At 68.5% G+C, this 2350-nt stretch carries 2 protein-coding genes and 1 pseudogene; all 3 read left to right on the top strand.

Annotated features, from left to right (window positions below):
* A pseudogene (gene murD / locus VFA16_RS21865) lies at positions 1–352 on the top strand (UDP-N-acetylmuramoyl-L-alanine--D-glutamate ligase); the annotation flags it as partial.
* A 3-nt stretch (positions 353–355) separates the two neighbouring features.
* Positions 356–1939 carry a putative lipid II flippase FtsW gene (gene ftsW / locus VFA16_RS21870; protein WP_324969846.1) on the top strand — a complete coding sequence of 528 codons (1584 nt, stop codon included), beginning with the start codon at positions 356–358 and terminating at the stop codon, positions 1937–1939.
* On the top strand, positions 1936–2350 hold a 415-nt coding region (locus tag VFA16_RS21875; protein ID WP_324969847.1), incomplete at its 3' end, for a glycosyltransferase. The genes ftsW and VFA16_RS21875, both read left to right, overlap by 4 nt.

Here is a 2350-nt window from a genome sequence, read left to right on the forward strand (position 1 = left end):
CCGGATCGCAAGTCGGCTGGTCGCAGCGGTTTTGATCGGCCGCGACCGCACCGAATTTGCCGACGCGTTATCGCGACACGCGCCCGATGTCCCCGTCGTCCACGTAGTGACAGGCGAGGATGCTGATGTGCATGCGACAAATGAGACTGCTGTTACTTCTGTGGCACCACATGTCACGGGCCAGAGCCTCGGCGCCCGGGTGATGGCCGCCGCCGTCGCCGCAGCTCGCGACCTCGCCCGGCCCGGAGACACAGTCCTGCTGGCGCCAGCGGGCGCGTCGTTCGACCAGTTCAGCGATTACGCCGAGCGCGGCGAGGCGTTCGCCGCCGCCGTGCGCGCCGCGAGCCGGTAGGCGATGAGCAGCCTGCTGGCCCGGTGGCGGCACCGGGGCAACGAGTCACAAGCCGGGAGCGAACCAGACCAGGACGAGGTGCAGGCGTCGCCCTCCGACGATGAGGCCACGGAGGCCAGCCAGCCGCGAGCTGTGGTGGCCCCGCCGACGGGCGGCCCGCGCACCCGGTTCGGCGCCTGGCTGGGCCGGCCGATGACGTCGTTCCACCTGATCATCGCGGTCGCCGCGCTGCTGACCACCATGGGCTTGATCATGGTGTTGTCGGCATCTGGAGTGCGTTCCTATGACGACGACGGGTCGGCCTGGGTCATCTTCGGCCGCCAGGTGTTGTGGACCGTCATCGGGCTCGTGGCGTGCTATCTGGCGCTACGGGTGCCGGTGTGGTTCATGCGGCGCATGGCTTTCTCCAGCTACGCGCTGACGGTCGTGTTGCTGGTGTTGGTGCTGGTCCCCGGGATAGGTCACTACGCCAACGGTTCCCGCGGCTGGTTCGTGGTGGCGGGGTTCTCGATGCAGCCCTCGGAGCTGACCAAAATCGCCTTCGCGATCTGGGGAGCGCACCTGTTGGCCGCCCGTCGCATGGAGCGGGCCTCGCTGCGAGAGATGCTCATTCCGCTGGTGCCGGCCGCCGTCATCGCGCTGGCGTTGATCGTGGCCCAGCCCGACCTGGGGCAGACGGTGTCGATGGGCATTATCTTGCTGGCCCTGCTGTGGTACGCCGGCCTGCCGCTGCGGGTATTTGTGAGTTCGCTGTTCGCGGTTATCGTCTCCGGCGCGATCCTGGCGGTTTCGGAAGGGTACCGTTCCGACCGGGTGAGGTCGTGGCTGAATCCAGGGCAGGATCCCCAGGACTCCGGATACCAGGCCCGCCAGGCGAAGTTCGCGCTGGCCAACGGCGGCATCTTCGGTCACGGCCTCGGGCAGGGCACCGCGAAATGGAACTATCTGCCCAACGCCCACAACGACTTCATCTTCGCGATCATCGGTGAGGAACTCGGCTTCGTCGGTGCATTCGGGCTGCTCGCGCTTTTCGGACTGTTCGCCTACACCGGGATGCGGATCGCGCGCCGATCAGCCGACCCGTTCCTGCGGCTGCTCACCGCTACCACCACGATGTGGGTGATCGGCCAGGTGTTCATCAACGTCGGCTATGTGATCGGGCTGCTTCCCGTCACCGGGATTCAGCTGCCGCTTATCTCTGCCGGTGGAACATCAACGGCCACAACGCTTCTCATGATCGGTGTGATGGCTAACGCGGCGCGTCACGAACCGGAGGCGGTGGCTGCGCTGCGGGCCGGGCGCGACGACCGGATGAACCGGCTGCTGCGGCTGCCGCTGCCCCAGCCGTACGCACCAACCAGGACCGAGGCCCTGCGCGATCGGCTGCGGGCCCGTCCGCAACCGGCCAAGCAGCACCGCAAGTCCGACCGCACGTCCTCGGCGTCTCGGGCGGCGCGATCAGCCAAAGGCCGTGCGGCCGATCGGCCGGCGCGCCGATCGGGGCATCATGGAGGGCGTCAACGCCACGGCGGCCAGCGTCAGCCGCGCAGCGGGCGGGCTCGCGCACTGGAAGGTCAGCGTTATTGAAAGACTCGGTCACACAGTCAGCCGGAGAGGCCTCCTTGTCAGTCGTCCTCGCCGGCGGCGGCACGGCCGGTCATGTCGAACCGGCCATGGCCGTCGCCGACGCGTTGACCGCATTGGATCCCCGGGTGCGAGTCACCGCCTTGGGCACCGCCCGCGGGTTGGAGACCAGGCTGGTGCCCGAGCGGGGTTACCCACTTGAGCTGATCACCCCCGTACCGTTGCCGCGTAAGCTCAGCGCCGACCTGGCCCGGCTGCCGCCGCGGATATGGCGAGCGGTCCTGGAGACCCGGACGGTGCTCGACAAGGTCGACGCCGACGCCGTGGTCGGGTTCGGCGGCTACGTCGCGCTGCCGGCGTATTTGGCCGCCCGCGGCATACCGGGTCGTCGGCGCCGCGTACCGGTGGTGATCC

The organism is Mycobacterium sp. (assembly GCF_035653355.1).
GTDB lineage: Bacteria > Actinomycetota > Actinomycetes > Mycobacteriales > Mycobacteriaceae > Mycobacterium.

Bases quoted from the DNA above. Each gene is read 5' to 3' on its own strand.
- ftsW (WP_324969846.1), top strand. From the start codon at position 356: ATGAGCAGCCTGCTGGCCCGGTGGCGGCACCGGGGCAACGAGTCACAA.